Below are 15,379 nucleotides of genomic sequence, written 5' to 3'. Positions count from 1 at the left end.
CGCCACGCCCCGACGGCATTAAGTTCCGAGCCATGACCGACGCCCTGATCATCGACACGCCCGACACCGACTATCGCCATCCGCGCCAGCGCGTCCGGCTCGACACCATCCTGCGACTGCGCTGGCTGGCGGCGCTCGGACAGCTCAGCGCGATCTTCATCGTCGTGCAGGGACTGGAGTTCGATCTGCCGGTCGTGCCCTGCCTTGCCGTGATCAGCATCTCCGCGCTGCTCAATCTCGGCCTGCAGATCGCCTTCAACCCGATGCAGCTGCTCGAGCCGCACCATGCCGGCGGCCTGCTCGCGCTCAACATCGTTGAGCTGACCGTGCTGCTTTATCTCACCGGCGGGCTGGAGAACCCGTTCTCCTACATGTTCCTGGCGCCGGTGCTGATCGCGGCGACCGCCCTGCCCGTGCGCATGACGATCATGCTCGGACTGCTCGCGGTCGCCTGCGCCACCGCGCTGTTCTTCATGCATCTGCCGCTGCCCTGGGAGGGCGAGGAGCCGCTGATCTTCCCGCCGATCTACCTGTTCGGCGTCTGGCTTTCGATCGCGCTCGCGATCGGTGTCACCAGCCTCTATGCATTCCAGGTCACCGAGGAGGCGCGCAAGCTGTCGGACGCGCTGGCCGCCACCGAGCTGGTGCTGGCGCGCGAGCAGCATCTCACCCAGCTCGACGGCCTCGCCGCCGCGGCCGCGCACGAGCTCGGCACGCCGCTCGCGACCATCGTGCTGATCTCGCGCGAGCTGGAGCGCGCGCTGCAGGACAACAGCCAGGTCACCTCCGACATCAAGACCCTGCGCGAGCAGGCGCAGCGCTGCCGCGACATTCTCGGCAAGATCACCCAGCTGTCGTCGATCGGCTCGATGTACGACCGCATGAAGCTGTCGACCCTGATCGAGGAGACGGTCGCTCCGCATCGCGACTTCGGCGTCGACATCAAGGTGCGCGTGGCCGTCGCGGCGTCCAAGGAGCCGGTCGGCTCGCGCAATCCGGCCATCCTCTATGGCGTCGGCAACATCCTGGAGAATGCGGTCGACTTCGCCCGCAATGCCGTCGAGGTGAACGCCTGGTGGAACAACGAGACCGTCGAACTGGTGATCTCCGACGACGGCCCGGGTTTCGCGCCCGACATCCTCAAGCGCATCGGCGAGCCGTATCTGTCCCGGCGGCGCAGCGCCGAGGACGGCCAGGGCGGCAACCAGGGCGGCGGCCTCGGGCTGGGCGTGTTCATCGCCCGCACGTTGCTGGAGCGGACCGGCGCCAAGGTCTCGTTTACCAACCGTACCTTTCCGGACCATGGCGCCGTGGTCCAGATCGTCTGGCCGCGGCGGCGTTTCGAGGCCAGCGAGGATGGCGAGGAGGCCGAGCCGGAGTAGCTGAACCATCGGGGCTGACGGCTGGCATACGGAACACCGGGAGAGCCGCCCGAACGCGCGGCGTCACGCCGCAGACTGCGGCATCCCGCGATCTTGGCAGCGAGCCATGCAGGGCCCATATGTCACCTATGACAGATCGTCTCGCAACATCGAGCCTTCTTCTCAAGGATATGACCGTGGGCGCCATCGCCGAACTGACGAACCACCCGGACCGCTCTCTCCTGATCGTCGAGGACGACAAGCCGTTCCTGGAGCGGCTATCGCGCGCCATGGAGACTCGCGGCTTTACCGTCACCTCCTGCGAGAGCGTCGCGGAAGGCATCTCGCAGATCGGCAAGTCGGCGCCGGCGTTCGCAGTGGTCGACCTTCGACTGGGCGACGGCAACGGCCTGGACGTGGTGTCGGCGCTGAAGCGCAAGCGGCCCGAAGCCCGCGCCATCGTGCTCACCGGCTACGGCAACATCGCCACTGCGGTGACCGCGGTGAAGATGGGCGCCGTCGACTATCTGGCGAAGCCCGCCGACGCGGATGACGTCGTGGCCGCGCTGCTGGCGACCACCAGCGAGAAGTCCGAACTACCGTCGAACCCGATGTCGGCCGATCGCGTGCGCTGGGAGCACATCCAGCGCATCTACGAGATGTGCAACCGCAACGTCTCCGAGACCGCGCGCCGCCTCAACATGCACCGCCGCACCCTGCAGCGCATCCTGGCGAAGCGCGCGCCGAAATAGGCGGACGGCGTACCCCTTAGTGCGATTTCACGAACGCCTGCAGCGCATGGAACACCGTGCGCCGCTGGTTTCGACTGCACCAGTTTCGCATCCAGCTGTCCATCTCGGTCAAATCGAGCTTGATCTGCCGGCCCTCGTCGCCGCGCCCGGCGTTGACGGCCGAGACATAGCCCATCATCCATTGCTGATATTTCGAGATGCTGTTGACATAGGGGCCGTCGGGATTGCCGATGGCCTTGTAGGTGCCGGGCGGCTGCTCCTCGGCGGCGGCAATGAAGCGCTCGCAGGAATCGGCGCCGACGCCGAGAACGTAGAACGCCACCTCCTCCGCGCGGACTCCGGTCGCGAAGAGCAGTGTCAGCGCCAAGACCACCCGTCGCATCTGTCGTCCCTGTCCGCACCCCTGGGCTGGATACCGCTCGAGCCTTAAAAATGTTCCGGCATGTTGCGCCCCATGCGGGGCAATTGTCGGGCAGAGCCGGGGAAATTGGCAGGAGGCCGGAACGAGCGGATGCTGTCGCGCGCCGGCAACAGTCCTGAATCGGGCGCGGGCAGGTTCACAGTTGGATCTGGAAGGCACCACGATGCGCCGGCCCGACGTCAACTCTCCCCCGTCAGCCTGGAGAAGTCGGCCAGGACGGCAGCGATCAGCTCCCGATGCCTGGTATCCTGTTCCGCAAGGCTTGCGGCGTAGATGTTCAGGAGATAGCGCGCCTTCGCAGCGGCTTCCGGCCACGACGTGGCCGCGTTGGCGAGCAGGTGCTGCTCGAGAACAGCCTGCCGCTCGCGCAGCTCCCGCGCATGACTTTCGGCCTCTGCCAACGCGCGACGGAGGTCCACGGCCTTCTGCGCGCTCATCCCGCGGTGCCTGTCGAGATCGAGCGGCTCGTCAGTCATCCGACGCACTCGCGTCGACACGTTGCGCGTCTGCGAGATCGACCGAGCTTATGGACAGCATCTCGACGGCAGCAGAGCGCGAACCGGCGACCGGGACCATCATCATCGTCGCAACACGGCGGTAGGCAGCAAAGGACAATCCCTCGATCAGCTCCTCGTCCGTGACCACCTCGTAGGTGCCCTCGGGCAAGAGACGCTCGATGCTCCTGATCCGGAACGGGTGTTTGAAGGTGACGAATTCGCGCCGCGAGCGGATGCTCATCTGCGCCTACCTTTCGCAACGGCTTCGCCGTCGCTGTCGCGACTTTGAGGTTCTTCAAAGCATGCGCCTTGCGGCCGGCAATAGCCACCGCTTTCTCATCAGCACGACGTGATGAGCGGCCTGGCGTCATCGGACCGTGCCGCTGCGCTTTGGTGCTCGCTATTGCAGAAGTCAGGGTGTATCAATGGTGATCACCGCCATTCCGACGGCATTCACCGGTGACTGAGGGTCACGAGCGCTCCCGCCGCAAACCATGCGAGGGGTAGCCAATGCCGCAGTTTCGTCTGAGCGAGTGGATCGTTCCACCCATTGTCGTGCCGCTTCTGCTGATCCTTCTCGCGCTCGCAGTTGCCGCGCTGCATTCGTAGATCCGACCACCACGACTCCCGCATCGGCAACCGGTGGACGACGACCGGCAGTGGCGCCGCGCACGCAGGATCGACGGGGTGCTCGTCCGATACGTTGAACCAGATCCAACCCGAGTCGAGGAGACCGACATGGCCAAAGGTCAGCAAAAAGGCAATCGCGAAGCCAAGAAGCCCAAGAAGGAAAAGCCCAAGAGCATTGCTGCAGCGCCGAGCCAAAAGGCCGGAGCATGGCAGTCGGATTTTTCCAGCGATAAGAAGAAGCGCTAGGGGATTTCCGGTCTCATCAGTCTGGATCGTCTCCCGCACGCAAGTCCGCACGCAATGCAATGCCGATGCGGCGGACCGTACTCGATAGTCCAAAGGACAGAACATGGCGCGCGAAACGATCTATGTCGTTCAGGCGTTCAGCGCCGGCCGGGGCGGACGCGCGAAAGCCGAGACGCCGATCGCCTGCAAGACGAAAGCAGGCGCGCTCCGGACTGCGGAACGGCTGGTGTCCAGCAAGGCCGGCGTCGTCGCCTTCTCATCCTCGGGAGATCCCGACATGGGTGACTATGACGATGAGCCGACGGTCTTCTTCCGCCACGGCGAGTTGCCGTCGGCCTTCGATTGAGATGCGCGCAACCCCTTTGTCGCCGGCGACCATTGCCGAACGACGCCCCTTGGATGACGTCCGCCGTCACCGCGGTGTCCTCCGAACCTGATCGGTCACACACATGATTGAGTTTCCAAATCACAGCCGCTCTTATGATCGCACGCGACGTGCCGTACGGTTCTGGGGCTATGACAGCGCGATGGAAGCGTCGTTCTTCGTCGACGAGGGTGCGTTGAGACGCCTTCAACCCGACACCCGTCCCGACGAGTCGGGCTTTCTGACCGCATTCGATTCCAACCGCGAGCGGATCTGCGCCGCCGCCGCCCGGCTCTATGTCCGCGGCAGCCGGGGCTCCTACGATCTCGTCGCCGCCAATTTCTGACGGCGATGCCGGCTGGCGCCCAATCCGCAAGGCCGGCGTGATGCGGATAGGCTCTCAGCGATGCTGATGTCTCTCATCTCGAGAGTCGTGACCTGACGGAGCCTGCATCACCTCCCTAGGCGGGGAACCACCGTCCAGGAGAGCCTAGTTGAGGATTCTCTAGAGGTCCGCGTGGCCCTGTGGGTCGATCAGCCGGTTGATCCGCTGCGCCGCCGCGAGCCCGAAGCGCACCGTCATCAGCTTGCGCGTCGCCGCCGGCAATCGGTGCTCGGGCGCCTCGCAATGCAGGTGGGCGCCATAGGCATCGGCGACGATCAGGCCGGTGTCCCGCGGAAAGATCTCGCACGGCAGATCCTGCGTGAAGGCGAAGAACAGCCGGTCGCAATGGGCACGGTAGTCCTCCCATTTGTGATCCGCGCGCAGATCCTCGACCGACGACTTGATCTCGACGATCCAGATCTCGCCGCGCTCGTTCAGCGCCACCAGGTCGGCGCGACGGCCCGACGGCAGCGGCAGCTCGCTGATGGTGGCAAAGCCGAGCGAGCGCAGCAGGCGCGAGGTGCCGCGCGCGATTGCCAGCGCCGTCTCCGATTGGCGGCGGTCGATGGGAACGAGGCTGACCCTGGCGGCGGACGATTCCATTGCCGCAGCATAGCCGATTCCAGGCGTCTCCCAAGCGCGCTGATCACGGGAACCGGAACCTGACGCCGGCCTTCCGCTTAACAAGCGGCCGCCGGCCGGGCGGCGCAACGAGGCGCCGTCCATGATCGACGATCTCTGGTACAAGAATGCGGTATTCTACTGCCTGTCGGTCGGCACCTACATGGACGCCGACGGAGACGGGATTGGTGATTTCAAGGGGCTGACGCGCCGGCTCGATTACCTGCACGGCCTCGGCATTACTGCGATCTGGCTGATGCCGTTCCAGCCCTCGCCGCAGCGCGACGACGGCTACGACGTTGCCGACTATTACGGCGTCGACCCGCGCTACGGCACGCTCGGCGATTTCGTGCAGTTCACCCATGGCTGCAAGCAGCGTGGCATCCGCGTCATCATCGACCTCGTCGTCAACCACACCTCCGACCAGCATCCCTGGTTCATCGACGCGCGCAGCTCGAAGAGCTCGCGTCACCGGAACTGGTATGTCTGGTCGGACAAGAAACCCGCCAATGCCGACAAGGGCATGGTGTTTCCCGGCGTGCAGAAGACGACCTGGACGCGCGACAAGCAGTCGGGCGCCTTCTACTTCCACCGCTTCTACGACTTCCAGCCCGACCTCAACACCTCGAACCCGGAGGTGCAGGCCGAGATCCTGAAGATCATGGGATTCTGGATCCAGCTCGGCGTCTCCGGCTTCCGCATGGACGCGGTGCCGTTCGTGATCGCAACTAAGGGCTCCGGCGTCAAGAAGCCGGTCGAGCAGTACGACATGCTCCGGACTTTCAGAGAGTTCCTGCAGTGGCGCCAGGGCGAGGCGATCATCCTCGCCGAAGCCAACGTGCTGCCGGAAACCGACATGGAGTATTTCGGCGACGACGGCGACCGCATGCACATGATGTTCAACTTCCACGTCAATCAGCATCTGTTCTATGCGCTGGCGGCCTCCGATACGCGCCCCCTGGCGAAGGCGTTGGAAGCCACCAAGCCGCGGCCGGCCTCGGCGCAATGGGGCCTGTTCCTGCGCAATCACGACGAGCTCGATCTCGGGCGGCTGACGAAACAACAGCGCGAGACCGTGTTCGCGGCGTTCGGTCCGGACAAGAGCATGCAGCTGTACGATCGCGGCATCCGGCGGCGGCTGGCGCCGATGCTCGGCGGCGACCACCGCCGCATCGAGCTTGCCTACAGCCTGATGTTCACTTTGCCCGGCACGCCGGTCATCCGCTATGGCGACGAGCTCGCGATGGGCGACGACCTCAGCCTGCCCGAGCGCAATTGCGCGCGCACGCCGATGCAATGGTCGACCGAGCCGCATGGCGGCTTCACCAAGAGCGAAACGTCGGCGTGCCCCGTGATCGGCCACGGCCCCTACGGTTATGAGCACATCAATGCGGCAAAGCAGCGCCGGGATCCGAACTCGATGCTGAATTGGACCGAGCGCATCATCCGCATGCGCAAGGAAGTGCCCGAAATCGGCTGGGGCGACTTCCAGGTGATCGCGACCAAGGACCCGGCCGTCCTGATCATGCGCTATGACTGGCGCAACAACTCGGTGCTGTTCGTGCACAATCTCGACGAGAAGCCGCGCGAGATCACGTTCGACGCCGGTCTGCCCGACGACACCGGCAAGCTGCTGATCAACCTGCTCGCCGAGGACCACAGCCACGCCGACGAGCGCGGTCGTCATACCCTGGTGCTGGAGCCCTACGGCTACCGCTGGTACCGCGTCGGCGGGCTGGACTATCTGCTGCGGCGGAGCGACATCGAGACGGAGAGCCCGGGGAAGAAGGTAAGGAAGCTGCGACGGCGATGAGCGCCGCAAGCACACGACACAACGTATCAGTTGACCACACGACCTCATCAAACTCAGTGTCGTCCCGGGCTTGACCCGGCGAACGCCGGGACGACACTGAGGGTGGGTTGACGCGGTCGCGCAACACATAGCTAAGCGCTACGTCCGATCACCACGCCCTCATTGCCGCGCAGATCCAGCGTGCCGTCGATGCGCTCGCCGTCGCGGTCGAGCCAGGTGGAGAGCAGGATCTCGCCGTCGAGGCCGCTGCCTTCGGTCGCGATCGCCACCGGCTCGTCGCTCAGATTGAGCGCCACCGTGACGACCTCTCCGTTGCCTTCGCGGCGGTACAGCAGGAGATCGCCTTGCGCGGCGACCGGCCGATACACGCCGGTGACGAGCACGCGGTGCTGCTTTCGCAGCCGAATCAACGCGCGGTACAGGTTCAGGATGGAGCGCCGGTCGGCCGTGAGATTGACGACGTTCTCGTGCGTGAAATCGTCCGCCACCGGCAGCCATGGCGCGACGTGGCTGAAGCCAGCTCCAGGCAGCGCGCTCCACTGCATCGGGGTGCGGCAGCCGTCGCGACCGACGCCGATGCCGGGCACGTTCCTCTCAAAGGGATCGCGCACCTGCTCCGGGTTGATCGCGACCTGATGCATGCCGATCTCGTCGCCATAATACAGCGTCGGCGTGCCGCGCAGGGTCAACAGCAGCATCGCCGCGACGCGCGCCTGCTCCGCACCGACCCGGCTCGCCACCCGCGGCCGGTCGTGATTGCCGAGCACCCAGTTCGGCCACGCGCCTTGCGGCAAGGCGGCTTCGTAGTCCGCGATGATGCGCTCGATCTCGCGGGCATGCCACGGTGCCGACAGCAGTGCAAAGTTGAACGGCAGATGCGCACCACCAAGGTCCTTGCCGTAGTAGCTCATGAGCCGCTCGACCGGCAGATAGATCTCGCCGATCAGCACGCGGTCATCGAATTCGTCGACCACCGCGCGCAATTCCGCGACCACCTCGTGCACCTCCGGCTGATCGGCGGAATAACGCGAGATGATCTGCTCATGCGGCGGCCGGCCGCCGTGATAGTCGGGATTGGCCGGATTGTCGCGAAACTCGGCGTCCTTGATCAGGTGCCAGATCACGTCGACGCGAAAGCCGTCGACTCCCTTGCGCAGCCAGAACCGCATGACGTTATACATTGCCGCGCGTACCGCCGGATTGCGCCAGTTGAGGTCGGGCTGCTGCGCCAGGAAGGCGTGATAGTAATACTGCCCCGTCGCCTCATCGAACTGCCACGCGCTGCCGCCGAATTCCGACAGCCAGTTGTTCGGCGGGCCGCCGTCCGGAGCGGGATCTCGCCAGATGTACCAGTCGCGATGCGGGTCGTCGCGCGACTGACGCGCCTGCAGGAACCACGGATGCTGATCCGAGGTGTGGTTCGGCACGAGATCGAGGATCACCTTGAGTCCGCCATCATGCGCCGCCTTCACCAGCGCATCGAAATCCTCCATCGTCCCGAACAGCGGATCGATGCCGGTGTAATCGGCAATATCGTAACCGAAATCGGCCATTGGCGAGGTAAAGATCGGCGACAGCCAGATCGCGTCGACGCCGAGTGCCATCAGATAGGGCAGGCGGTGAACGATGCCGGTGATGTCACCAACCCCGTCGCCGTCACTGTCCTGGAACGAGCGCGGATAGATCTGGTAGAAAATCCCCTCGCGCCACCAGGCGCCACGCTCTGTCATCTCGACCACTTCCTGCTCGCAACGTGCGGCCCAACGCAGGAACCGGCGGCAGGTTCACAAGGCACGCGACATGATCGTCCGGAGAAGGGTTTCAAGCCACCGCGAGCCGATGTTTTCGCTTGGCGCATTGCGAAAAATCGGCATGCTGACGCCATGAGCGAGCAGAACCAGACCAAGGCGAAGGCCGGCGCGATGATCGTGCCCGTCACGCCATTCGAGCAGAACTGCACCATCCTGTGGTGCGAGGCGACCAAGAAGGCGATCGTGATCGATCCCGGCGGCGACGTGCCGAACATCCAGGCGGCGATCGCGCAGGCCAAGGTCACGGTGGAGAAGATCTGGCTGACGCATGGCCATATCGATCACGTCGGGGGCGCAGCCGATCTGCGCGATGCGCTGAAGGTGCCGATCGAGGGCCCACACATCGCCGACAAGTTCCTGCTGGACAACGTCGTCGCCAGCGGCGCGCGTTTCGGCATCACGGGCGTGCGCGACGTCACGCCCGACCGCTGGCTGGAGGAAGGCGACACGGTCGAGATCGGCGAGCTCACGTTCGACATCCTGCATTGCCCCGGCCATTCGCCCGGCAGCGTCGTATTCTTCAACAAGGCGATGCGCTTCGCCCATGTCGGGGACGTGCTGTTCAACGGCTCGGTCGGCCGCACCGATCTGCCCGGCGGCAGCCATGACACGCTGATCCGCTCGATCAAGGACAAGCTGCTGCCGCTCGGCGACGACGTGGGCTTCATTTGCGGCCACGGCGCCGGCTCGAGTTTCGGTCAGGAGCGGATGACCAACCCGTTCCTGACCGGGATCGCCTTAGGCTGAGCGATCAGCCATGCGACAAGGACACGCGGCGGACGACTGACTCAGGTCGTCACGCCACGTTTCGGACCCGACTCGCGCTGCCGTCGCGCAGGCGGGCGAAGAACGCCTGGACCTCCGACGCCAGCGCATCCGCGGCATGGGAGACATTTCCGGACGCGCCGAGCACGTGGTCGGCGGAGCGGTTGGTTTCGAGGATGGCTTGACCCACCGTGGCAATGTTGCCGGCGAGGGTCTGCGTGCCGGCAGCGGCCATCTGGACGTTCTGCGAGATCTCGCGGGTTGCGGCGCCCTGCTGCTCGACGGCGGTCGCAATCGCCGAGGTGACCTCGTCGATCTGGCGCATCGCCTGCCCGACCTCCTTCACCGAGGCCACCGCGGTGCCGGTCGAGGTCTGGATACCCTGGACGTGGTGCGCGATCTCCTGGGTGGCCTTGGCGGTCTGCTCGGCCAACGACTTCACTTCTTGAGCCACCACGGCAAAGCCGCGGCCGGCGTCGCCGGCACGAGCTGCCTCGATCGTGGCATTGAGCGCGAGCAGATTGGTCTGCGCGGCGATCGCCTGGATCAGATCGATGACGGAGGAGATGCTCTGGGCGGCCTGCGCCAGCCCTTCGATTTCGCCCTCTGAGCGTGCGGTCACAGTGCCGGCGGCGCGCACCGTCGAATTGGCACGCTCGATCTGGCGACCGATCTCCTGGATCGAGCCGGCCAGCTCCTCGGCGGCCGAGGCCACGGTCTGGACGTTGCTGGCGGTCTGCTCTGAGGCCTGCGCCGCGGCGGAGGCCTGCTGTGTCGCCTCCCCGGCGACGGCGGTCAGCGCTTCGGCCGTCTGCCGCATTTTGCCGGCGTTGTCGCCGACCGTGCCTAACAGTTGCTCGGAGGCGCGGCGGAACTGCTCGACGGCGGCCTCCATGTTGCGGTTCGCGGCATCGCGCTGAGCGGCAGCCTGCGTCACCTCTCGCGCGGTCTCCTGCTGCGCAATGACGTTGTCGCGGAAGTTGGCGACCGCCTTGGCGACGTCGCCGATCTCGTCGCCACGGCGGGCGTCGAGGAATTCGACGCTGGTATCGCCGCCCGACAGCCTGTGCGCATCGCGGACCAGCGACATCAGGGGATTGCTGATGCCCCGCGCGATCAGGAACGCGATCAACAGACCGAGAAGCCCGGCGGCAACCGCCGCCACCTGCTGCAGCGTGGTCGCGTGGCCGATCTGCTGGTTGGTCTCCTTGACCGCCCCGGTAAAAGCAGCGCGGATGTCGCGCTCGGCGCGATCGATGATCTCGACCGCCGACGCGGTCAGAGGGGCCACGTCCTTGTAGTACACCTCGTCGCCGCGCAGCATGCTGACGGCGGTCTTGTCGAAGGCATCGGCGTAACGTGACAAGCCCTGCTTGACCAGCTCCAGCAGCTTCGTCTGGGCTGGCGCGAGTTCGCGCTGCTCGAGCTCGGCGACCTGCGTCAGCGCGCTGCGGAGATTGGCCTTGAAGGTGTCTCGTCCCTTCAGCTCCCGGGTGGCCAGGAAGCGCCAATTGGCAACCCGCACCAGCAGCACGCGGCTTTCCAACGTGCGCGCGGCATCGGCGAAATCGCTTGCCTGCATCGCCTCCAGGAATCGCTGGACGTCCCCCGTCATGCGATCGCCTTCGGCGAACAGCGCCTCTCTGCCGGCCGCATAGGCCTGTACCGCGCCACCGAGCGCGGTCCGGGCGTCGAGAATGGCGGCAACGCTCTTCTGCAACTGTCGATAGGCACCGCTGCGATCTGCCGCTTCGGTCTCCTTGAGCGCGGCCTGCAGCAGCGTCTCGGTGGCGTTCAGCCGCTGCTCGGCTTCGGCGAAGGCGGCCGCATCCTGATCGAATTGATAGCGCAGCAGAGCACGCCGAATCGCCTGCATCTCGCTCGATATCTTGCCGACCCGAAGCGCATTCTGCGCCTCTGCGCCGAGTTGCTCGACACGCCCGGACACGACTCCCGACTGCCACAAGCCAAATCCGGCCAACAGCAGCGCCAGCGCCACCAGGACTCCGAACCCGAAATACAGCCGGGTCTTGATCTTCATTCCGCTCATCGTCGATCACCCCATGCGGGATGCGTAGCCTCCGCCACGCCAGCCCCCATCCATCCCACGCCGCCGCACCGTCATGTGCGTCGACCGCCCCGGGACTTTCGAAGCTGTAGATGACCGCCTTTAAGGGACCGTGAATTTACGGGGTTTGTTCGGAGTCATTTGCAAGGCAGGCGCTGCACAGCGAATGGGCGATGAGATCGCTGCACAATCGTGATCGCGCATCGCAGCTCATCGACGCCCATGCTCGCCAGGCCGACAGCGGAATGTCAGGACCGCTACCGGCCGTTCTTCGCGCGCCAGGCGGCGAAGTCCTGCGGCGTCTGCGGGTCGGTGGCCGGATAGAGGCCGAGGATGGAGCGGCCGTTCGCGACCTGCTCGGCGACGAAGTCCTCGAACGCGGTCATCTCGAAGGTCTCCTCCGCGATCTCGTCGGCGAGATGCGCGGGGATGACGATGACGCCGTCGGAATCGCCGAGGATCACGTCGCCGGGAAACACCGGCGCGTCGCCGCAGGCGATCGGGCCGTTGATCTCGATCGCATGGTGCAAGGTGAGATTGGTCGGCGCGCTCGGTCGCTGATGGAAGGCGGGGATGCCGAGCCGGGCGATGTCGGCCGCGTCACGGAAGCCGCCATCGGTGACGACGCCGGCGACGCCGCGCTGCTGCAGGCGGCTCACCAGGATCGCGCCGGCCGAGGCGGCGCGCGCGTCCTTGCGGCTGTCCATCACCAGCACCGCGCCGGGCGGACAATCCTCCACCGCCTTGCGCTGCGGATGGCCGCGATCGCGAAACACCTCGATGGTGTTGAGGTCCTCGCGCGCCGGGATGTAGCGCAGCGTGAAGGCCTCGCCGACCATGGTCGGCTGCTCTGAGCTCAGCGGATGAACGTTCTGGATGCATTGGATGCGCAGGCCGCGCTTGAACAGCGCGGTGGCGACGGTGGCCGTCGAGACGGTCTTGAGCTTGTTGCGGGTGGCGGTGCTGAGTTTGGTCATGTGATGCTCTCTCCGGTCGTCATTCCGGGGCGCGCGCAACGCTCCGCGGCGCCCCGGAATGACAATTGAACTAATAGATCGCCGGCTCGCCCACGGGCGCGCCGAAGCCGGTCTCGAGGAAGTCGAAGTCGCAGCCATCATTGGCCTGCCTGATGTGGCGGGCGAACATCCAGCCATAGCCGCGCTCGAAGCGCGGTGTTGGCGGCGTCCAGGCAGCGCGGCGGCGCGCCAGCTCATCCGCGGCGACATCGAGATTGATCGTGCGCGCGGCGACGTCGAGCGTGATCCGATCGCCGTTGCGGACCAGCGCGAGCGGACCGCCGATGTAGGACTCGGGCGCGACGTGCAGGATGCAGGCGCCGTAGCTGGTGCCGCTCATGCGCGCGTCCGACAGCCGCACCATGTCCCGCACGCCCTGCTTCACCAGCCTGGTCGGGATCGGCAGCATGCCCCATTCCGGCATCCCCGGTCCGCCCTGCGGCCCGGCATTGCGCAGGATCAGCACGTGGTCGGCCGTCACCTCGAGATCGGGATCGTCGATCGCCTTCTTCATCGAGGGATAGTCGTCGAACACCAGCGCCGGGCCGGTATGCTTGAGAAAGCGCGGATCGCACGCCGAGGGCTTGATGACGCAGCCGTCGGGGGCGAGATTGCCCTTGAGCACGGCGAGCGCGCCCTCGCGATAGATCGGGTTCGATTGCGGGCGGATCACGTCGTCATTGTAGACGCCGGCGTCCTTGATGTTGTCGCCGAGCGTGCGGCCGTTGGCGGTGAGGCAGTCGAGATGGAGGTGCTCGGTCATCCGGCTCATCAGTCCGGGCAGACCGCCGGCATAGTAGAAATCCTCCATCAGATAAGTGTCGCCGCTCGGCCGGACATTGGCGAGCACCGGCACCTTGCGGCTGGCGGCCTCGAAATCGTCGAGGCCGATATCGGCGCCGGCGCGGCGCGCCTGCGCGATCACATGGATGATGGCGTTGGTCGAGCAGCCCATCGCCATCGCCACCGCGATCGCGTTCTCGAACGCTTCGTGCGTCTGGATCTTCGCAGGCGTCAGATCCTCCCAGACCATCTCGACGACCCGGCGGCCGCATTCCGAGCTCATGCGGATGTGCTCGGCATCAGCGGCGGGGATCGACGATGCGCCCGGCAGGGTCATGCCGATCGCTTCCGCAATCGCGGTCATGGTCGAGGCCGTGCCCATGGTCATGCAGGTGCCGTGGCTGCGGGCGATGCCGGCCTCCATCGCGCTCCAATCGGCCTCCGACAGCTTGCCGGCGCGGCGCTCATCCCAGTACTTCCAGGCGTCGGAACCGGAGCCGAGCGTCTTGCCCTTCCAATTGCCGCGCAGCATCGGGCCCGCGGGCAGATAGATCGCCGGCAGGTTCATGCTGGTGGCGCCAAGCAGCAGCGCCGGCGTGGTCTTGTCGCAGCCGCCCATCAGCACGACACCGTCGATGGGGTGGCCGCGCAGGAGCTCCTCGACGTCCATCGCCAGCATGTTGCGATAGAGCATCGTGGTCGGCTTCAGCAGCGACTCCGACAGCGACAGCGCCGGCAGCTCGATCGGGAAGCCGCCAGCCATCAGCACGCCGCGCTTCACGTCATCGACGCGCTGCTTGAAATGCATGTGGCAGGGCTGGGCATCGGACCAGGTGTTGACGATGGCGATGACCGGGCGGCCCTTCCACTCCTCCTGGGCATAGCCCATCTGCATCACCCGCGAGCGATGACCAAAGGAGCGGAGATCGTCGGGCGCAAACCAGCGCGCGCTGCGCAGCTGGTCGGGTTGCTTGCGTTCGGTCATGATTGGGTGCCCCAGGTCAGCACGGTCTTGCGCTCGATGGTGCGGAAGATCAGGTTCTCGACCACGAGGCCGATCAGGATGACCGTCAGGAGGCCGGCGAACACCGCAGGGATCTCGAGCAGATTGCGGTTCTCGAAGATGAACCAGCCGAGGCCGCCCTGCCCAGAGGACACGCCGAATACCAGCTCCGCGGCAATCAGGGTACGCCATGCAAAGGCCCAGCCGATCTTCAGGCCGGTGAGGATGGCGCCGAACGCCGCCGGGATCAGGATCCGGATCACATAGGAAAATCCGCTGAGGCCGTAATTGCGACCGACCATGCGCAGCGTGTTCGACACGCTCTTGAAGCCGGAATGGGTATTGAGCGCGACCGGCCAGAGTACCGAATGAATCAGCACGAACACGAGACTGCCGCTGCCGAGTCCGAACCAGATCAAGGCGAGCGGCAACAGCGCGATCGCCGGGAGCGGATTGAACATCGCGGTGACGGTCTCGAGAAAATCAGTGCCGATGCGGGTCGAGATCGCGAGCACGGTCAGGATCGCGGCCAGCACGATGCCCGCCGCATAACCCATGAAGAGCACCTTCAGAGAGGTCCAGGCGCGCATCGGAATGGTGCCGTCGCGCACCTTTTCCCACAGCGCCGCGATGGTGTCGGAGAAGGTCGGGAACAGCAGGGGATTGTCCAGATAGCTGCCATAGGCCTGCCAGATCGCCGCGAGCACGACGATGATCAGGCTCTTGCGCACGAAGCCGTCGTTCCACAACAGCTCGAACACGCTTAGTTTGCGCTCGACGTCGGCCGGCGTTGCACTGGCCGCCGACGTATCGCGCAGGATGATCTTGGCGTCAGCCATGGGA

16 protein-coding genes are annotated in these 15,379 nt (G+C 65.6%); 7 read left to right on the top strand and 9 right to left on the bottom strand.

Going from position 1 to position 15,379, the window contains the following annotated elements; genetic code table 11:
• The first annotated feature begins 32 nt into the window (after nt 1-32).
• Both QX108_RS19680 and QX108_RS19675 read left to right on the top strand, forming a co-directional pair.
• On the top strand, nt 33-1,382 hold the full coding sequence (locus QX108_RS19680) for an ActS/PrrB/RegB family redox-sensitive histidine kinase (RefSeq protein ID WP_315787296.1): 1,350 nt from the start codon (nt 33-35) through the stop codon (nt 1,380-1,382).
• A gap of 176 nt (nt 1,383-1,558) precedes the next feature.
• Nucleotides 1,559-2,113 carry an ActR/PrrA/RegA family redox response regulator transcription factor gene (locus tag QX108_RS19675; protein WP_009025614.1) on the top strand — a complete coding sequence of 185 codons (555 nt, stop codon included), beginning with the start codon at nt 1,559-1,561 and terminating at the stop codon, nt 2,111-2,113.
• A 16-nt stretch (nt 2,114-2,129) separates the two neighbouring features.
• Here the strand turns inward: QX108_RS19675 and QX108_RS19670 are convergent, their stop codons facing one another.
• The 3 genes from QX108_RS19670 to QX108_RS19660 all read right to left on the bottom strand — a co-directional run bounded on the left by QX108_RS19670 (nt 2,130) and on the right by QX108_RS19660 (nt 3,272).
• Nucleotides 2,130-2,495 (bottom strand): hypothetical protein, encoded by a 366-nt coding sequence (locus QX108_RS19670; protein ID WP_315723809.1) that lies wholly within the window; start codon nt 2,493-2,495, stop codon nt 2,130-2,132.
• Nucleotides 2,496-2,713: 218 nt separating this feature from the next.
• Complete coding sequence (locus tag QX108_RS19665) at nt 2,714-3,010, bottom strand: hypothetical protein (protein WP_315723807.1); 297 nt, start codon at nt 3,008-3,010, stop codon at nt 2,714-2,716.
• Nucleotides 3,003-3,272 (bottom strand): hypothetical protein, encoded by a 270-nt coding sequence (locus tag QX108_RS19660; protein ID WP_172115156.1) that lies wholly within the window; start codon nt 3,270-3,272, stop codon nt 3,003-3,005. Before QX108_RS19660 ends, QX108_RS19665 begins: the two co-directional genes overlap by 8 nt.
• Nucleotides 3,273-3,769: 497 nt before the next feature.
• Between QX108_RS19660 and QX108_RS19655 the strand changes: the two genes are divergently transcribed.
• From QX108_RS19655 to QX108_RS19645, 3 genes are all read left to right on the top strand, one after another.
• Nucleotides 3,770-3,907, top strand: a complete 138-nt coding sequence (locus QX108_RS19655) for a hypothetical protein (protein ID WP_315723805.1) — start codon at nt 3,770-3,772, stop codon at nt 3,905-3,907.
• Between the two features lie 103 nt (nt 3,908-4,010).
• Entirely contained in the window at nt 4,011-4,253 is a 243-nt protein-coding gene (locus QX108_RS19650) for a hypothetical protein (protein ID WP_315723803.1), read from the top strand.
• Between the two features lie 103 nt (nt 4,254-4,356).
• Nucleotides 4,357-4,617 carry a DUF1488 domain-containing protein gene (locus QX108_RS19645; RefSeq protein ID WP_172115162.1) on the top strand — a complete coding sequence of 87 codons (261 nt, stop codon included), beginning with the start codon at nt 4,357-4,359 and terminating at the stop codon, nt 4,615-4,617.
• A gap of 159 nt (nt 4,618-4,776) precedes the next feature.
• On the opposite strand, the gene QX108_RS19640 is transcribed toward QX108_RS19645, so the two are convergent.
• Nucleotides 4,777-5,259: an MmcB family DNA repair protein gene (locus tag QX108_RS19640; RefSeq protein ID WP_315787292.1), complete on the bottom strand. Its 483-nt coding sequence runs from the start codon at nt 5,257-5,259 to the stop codon at nt 4,777-4,779.
• A gap of 121 nt (nt 5,260-5,380) precedes the next feature.
• On the opposite strand from QX108_RS19640, the gene QX108_RS19635 reads away from it, so the two are divergent.
• A complete protein-coding gene (locus tag QX108_RS19635) occupies nt 5,381-7,090 on the top strand; it encodes an alpha-amylase family protein (protein ID WP_315787290.1) in 1,710 nt (569 codons plus the stop codon).
• A gap of 131 nt (nt 7,091-7,221) precedes the next feature.
• Here the strand turns inward: QX108_RS19635 and QX108_RS19630 are convergent, their stop codons facing one another.
• Nucleotides 7,222-8,820 carry an alpha-amylase family glycosyl hydrolase gene (locus QX108_RS19630; protein WP_315787288.1) on the bottom strand — a complete coding sequence of 533 codons (1,599 nt, stop codon included), beginning with the start codon at nt 8,818-8,820 and terminating at the stop codon, nt 7,222-7,224.
• A 153-nt stretch (nt 8,821-8,973) separates the two neighbouring features.
• On the opposite strand from QX108_RS19630, the gene QX108_RS19625 reads away from it, so the two are divergent.
• Nucleotides 8,974-9,648 (top strand): MBL fold metallo-hydrolase, encoded by a 675-nt coding sequence (locus QX108_RS19625; RefSeq protein ID WP_315787286.1) that lies wholly within the window; start codon nt 8,974-8,976, stop codon nt 9,646-9,648.
• 49 nt (nt 9,649-9,697) lie between these two features.
• On the opposite strand, the gene QX108_RS19620 is transcribed toward QX108_RS19625, so the two are convergent.
• From QX108_RS19620 to QX108_RS19605, 4 genes are all read right to left on the bottom strand, one after another.
• On the bottom strand, nt 9,698-11,707 hold the full coding sequence (locus QX108_RS19620; protein WP_315723793.1) for a methyl-accepting chemotaxis protein: 2,010 nt from the start codon (nt 11,705-11,707) through the stop codon (nt 9,698-9,700).
• Between the two features lie 284 nt (nt 11,708-11,991).
• The gene (locus QX108_RS19615) at nt 11,992-12,711 is read right to left on the bottom strand and encodes a ribonuclease activity regulator RraA (RefSeq protein ID WP_315723791.1); all 720 of its coding nucleotides are present in this window, start codon (nt 12,709-12,711) and stop codon (nt 11,992-11,994) included.
• Between the two features lie 70 nt (nt 12,712-12,781).
• Entirely contained in the window at nt 12,782-14,518 is a 1,737-nt protein-coding gene (gene araD, locus QX108_RS19610) for an L-arabinonate dehydratase (RefSeq protein WP_315787283.1), read from the bottom strand.
• Nucleotides 14,515-15,375, bottom strand: coding sequence for an ABC transporter permease (locus QX108_RS19605; RefSeq protein ID WP_315723787.1), 861 nt, complete (start codon nt 15,373-15,375; stop codon nt 14,515-14,517). The genes araD and QX108_RS19605 overlap by 4 nt, the downstream gene beginning before the upstream one ends.
• Between the last annotated feature and the right edge of the window lie 4 nt (nt 15,376-15,379).

Origin of the sequence: Bradyrhizobium sp. SZCCHNR1002 (assembly GCF_032381435.1) — a bacterium.
GTDB classification, from domain to species: Bacteria; Pseudomonadota; Alphaproteobacteria; order Rhizobiales; family Xanthobacteraceae; genus Bradyrhizobium; species Bradyrhizobium aeschynomenes.
This window is presented reverse-complemented; position numbering and strand designations above follow the sequence as displayed.

Excerpts from the sequence above, each read along its gene's own strand:
- QX108_RS19680 (WP_315787296.1), top strand. The coding sequence starts at position 33 with ATGACCGACGCCCTGATCATCGACACGCCCGACACCGACTATCGCCAT.
- QX108_RS19670 (WP_315723809.1), bottom strand. The coding sequence starts at position 2,495 with ATGCGACGGGTGGTCTTGGCGCTGACACTGCTCTTCGCGACCGGAGTC.
- QX108_RS19665 (WP_315723807.1), bottom strand. The coding sequence starts at position 3,010 with ATGACTGACGAGCCGCTCGATCTCGACAGGCACCGCGGGATGAGCGCG.
- QX108_RS19660 (WP_172115156.1), bottom strand. The coding sequence starts at position 3,272 with ATGAGCATCCGCTCGCGGCGCGAATTCGTCACCTTCAAACACCCGTTC.
- QX108_RS19655 (WP_315723805.1), top strand. The coding sequence starts at position 3,770 with ATGGCCAAAGGTCAGCAAAAAGGCAATCGCGAAGCCAAGAAGCCCAAG.
- QX108_RS19650 (WP_315723803.1), top strand. The coding sequence starts at position 4,011 with ATGGCGCGCGAAACGATCTATGTCGTTCAGGCGTTCAGCGCCGGCCGG.
- QX108_RS19645 (WP_172115162.1), top strand. The coding sequence starts at position 4,357 with ATGATTGAGTTTCCAAATCACAGCCGCTCTTATGATCGCACGCGACGT.
- QX108_RS19640 (WP_315787292.1), bottom strand. The coding sequence starts at position 5,259 with ATGGAATCGTCCGCCGCCAGGGTCAGCCTCGTTCCCATCGACCGCCGC.
- QX108_RS19635 (WP_315787290.1), top strand. The coding sequence starts at position 5,381 with ATGATCGACGATCTCTGGTACAAGAATGCGGTATTCTACTGCCTGTCG.
- QX108_RS19630 (WP_315787288.1), bottom strand. The coding sequence starts at position 8,820 with ATGACAGAGCGTGGCGCCTGGTGGCGCGAGGGGATTTTCTACCAGATC.
- QX108_RS19625 (WP_315787286.1), top strand. The coding sequence starts at position 8,974 with ATGAGCGAGCAGAACCAGACCAAGGCGAAGGCCGGCGCGATGATCGTG.
- QX108_RS19620 (WP_315723793.1), bottom strand. The coding sequence starts at position 11,707 with ATGAAGATCAAGACCCGGCTGTATTTCGGGTTCGGAGTCCTGGTGGCG.
- QX108_RS19615 (WP_315723791.1), bottom strand. The coding sequence starts at position 12,711 with ATGACCAAACTCAGCACCGCCACCCGCAACAAGCTCAAGACCGTCTCG.
- araD (WP_315787283.1), bottom strand. The coding sequence starts at position 14,518 with ATGACCGAACGCAAGCAACCCGACCAGCTGCGCAGCGCGCGCTGGTTT.
- QX108_RS19605 (WP_315723787.1), bottom strand. The coding sequence starts at position 15,375 with ATGGCTGACGCCAAGATCATCCTGCGCGATACGTCGGCGGCCAGTGCA.